The sequence below is a fragment of the Bacillota bacterium genome, from assembly GCA_040754675.1.
Taxonomy (GTDB): Bacteria; Bacillota; Limnochordia; order Limnochordales; family Geochordaceae; genus Geochorda.
The window spans coordinates 1-2,732 of record JBFMCJ010000537.1; the positions used below are offsets into that span (position 1 = coordinate 1).

At 64.9% G+C, this 2,732-nt stretch carries 2 protein-coding genes; both read right to left on the bottom strand.

What is annotated here, in order from left to right; all coding sequences use genetic code 11:
• Window positions 1-27: 27 nt before the first annotated feature.
• Entirely contained in the window at window positions 28-1,320 is a 1,293-nt protein-coding gene (locus AB1609_20405) for an ABC transporter substrate-binding protein (protein MEW6048805.1), read from the bottom strand.
• 64 nt (window positions 1,321-1,384) lie between these two features.
• Window positions 1,385-2,404 (bottom strand): LacI family DNA-binding transcriptional regulator, encoded by a 1,020-nt coding sequence (locus tag AB1609_20410; GenBank protein ID MEW6048806.1) that lies wholly within the window; start codon window positions 2,402-2,404, stop codon window positions 1,385-1,387.
• Window positions 2,405-2,732 lie beyond the last annotated feature (328 nt).

Sequence of the window (2,732 nt, forward strand, 5' to 3'; positions counted from 1 at the left end):
CCGGGAGGCGCCTCTAGCCATGCTGTGTCAGGGCTCCCGCAGCAGCGGGCGAACCTCGGCCGCTGCGCGGTTCAGGGCCTGTTCCGGTGTGGCGCGCTTGTAAAGCGCCTCCACAATGTGGTTCGCCACGATGTCCGATATCTGTGAATACCGGGTCACCGCCGGCCGGGCATGGGCGTGGGCCTGCACCTCAACGAACGGCTTCAGCAGGGGTCTGGCGTTCGCCACCCACGCCCGGTAAGCGGGATCGTCCGCGACGGACCGCCGCACCGGGATGAACCCCGTCATCCGGTCCCACTCCACCTGCACCGGCGTGCTCGCGAACCACTCGATGAACTCCCACGCGGCCTTTTCGCGCTCCGGTGTGGAACGGAAGATGAAGATCTGTTCACCGCCCAGGTTGGTCGCGGGCGACCCCCCTGGTGCCACGGGGAACGGTGCGGCGCCCAGCTCGAAGTTCACCTGCATCGGGAAGAACTGGGTCATCCACGAACCATCCATGACCATGGCTGCTTCGCCCCTGCCGAACAGACCCCACGGTGCCAGCGGGCTGACCTTGTACTCGTGGATGAGGTCGACCCAGAACCGCAATGCCTCCACGCCAGCCTCTGACTGGAACGCGGGCTCCCGGTTATCCGAGGTCAGGAACTCGCCGCCGGCCGACCACAGGTAAACCTGCCACTGCCACGTGGTTCCTTCGCCGCCCTGGGTAAAGAGTTCGAGGCCCCATTTGCCGGTGCGCTGCCGGATCTGGCGGGCAAAGGTGGCCAGTTCGTCCCAGGTTCTCGGAGCCCTGTCCGGGTCAAGTCCGGCCTGCGCAAACAGCCGCTTGTTCCAGAAAAGCGCCAGGTTGGATGCGCTGACGGGAAGGCTGAACAGGCGGCCGTTGTACCGCCCGTACGTGAGGGGGGCAGGGAAGAAATCGTCCAGCTTGACGGTGCTTGAAGCGGCGATAAACGTATCGAGCGGCACGAGCGCGCCACTTCGAACCAGCAGCGGCATGTTCACGAGATCTTGAACAGCGAGATCCGGGGTCTGCTTGGAGGCCAGGGCAGTGCGCAGTTTCGTCAGAAGCTCAGACCCCGGCACGAACAGGGGCTCGATATCGATTTTGGGGTGGGCTTTTTCAAAGTCCTTGACCAGCTTTTCAAGTGCCTGTCCGTTCGCCCCGTCCCAGTAGTGCCAGAGGGTAAGGCGAACCGCTTCGCTCGAGGCAAACGCCGGGGAGCTACCCACTACGAGCCCAAGGCCGAGGGCCAGCGCAAGCCGTAGTGCCCGTGCCAGAAGGCGGCCGGTAGGGCCGTTGGAAGAAAACCGCATCGCGCTCCGCTCCTTCCCCAAGTCATCAAAAACTCGCGTTCCTGTTCTGGCGGCCATGACGGCTCTAGCGTCCCGTCCCACCCCCCTCGGTGGAAGCGCGCCTGACGAGGTGGGGCTGAAGGCGTATCTGGGTCGGAGGGCGGCCGGGCGAGTTCAATCGCTCCAGCAGAAGCTGAGCCCCGACCCGCCCCATTTCGTTGAGGGGCTGCGCCACGGTGCTGAGCCCGTACTCCTCCGTCCAGGCAAGGCCGTCGTATCCCACGAGCCGTACATCATTGCCAACCTCAAGACCGAGGCCCCTGGCCTCATCGAGGATCCCTCTGGCCATGAGATCACAGGTAGCGAACACGTTGAGTGGAGGCCGGGCGCGCTCCAGGATCTGCCGGGCGGCGATCCGGCCGCCAGCCCAGCTGAACTCGGTCGGAATGACGTGCTCGTCGGCAATGTGGACGCCCTCTTCGTCGAGTGCCTTGCGGAAGCCGGCGAGCCGCTCGTGGAAGACCCCGCTCGCAAAGGGGGTAGAGAACCACTCTTCCACCAACACCACAAAGGTTGGCGCGGGACGCTCGCAGAGAAGCTTTCCGGCCAGGTATCCCCCAAGGCGGTTGTCCACGAAAATCGAGTCAAAGCGTGGATTAACCATGTCTATAAGGACGGTCGGCGATGTGGTCGGTAGAGACTGACCCGAGTAGAGGCGGTCCGGGTCCAGGGAAATCAGCACCAGGGCGTCCGACTGGTACGGAAGGGCATCCTCGGAGCGGTACCGCGCCAGCCGGGCCTCGCTGAGCACCGGGAAAAGGGCGATGCCCAGGCTGTACTCGTCCAGAGCTTCGTCGAGGGCGCTGATGACGCCTGTGTAGAAATCCGTATCGACCCTCGGAAGGATGACCGACACCGCACCGGTCCGACCCCGGCGGAACTGGCGAGCTATGTGGCTGGGGTGAAAACGAAGTTCCCGGATAGCGTCGACCACCCGCCGGCGCGTCTCGTCGGCCACGTCAGGATAATTGTTGAGCACCCGGGAAACCGTGCTGGGCACGACACCGGCACGCCTCGCCACATCCCGGATCGTCGGGCGCTTCACCTCGCAAGCCCTCCTGGCGTTCCAAAAACGTTTCCGGAACCGATTTTGATCCTACATGCCCGGTTTCATCCTGTCAAGGCCCAGAATGTCATACAGGGATCGGAGTGCCTGCGTTTCATCCATGTTGCAGGGGAAGCGGGAAGTCGCCGGCCTCAAAAAAGGGCGGCAGGAACGGTTCGCTTTGAAGCCGCCGCTACCCCGCCGGGGCGGATGAGCGGCGAACCGCCACCCGCGGCTCGGCCGGCAGCCACGCGGCAAGCGCCAGCCCCACGAGCGGCAGCACCGCCAGGGCTGCCAGCGCGGCGGGCAGGCCGGACACGTCGGCGAG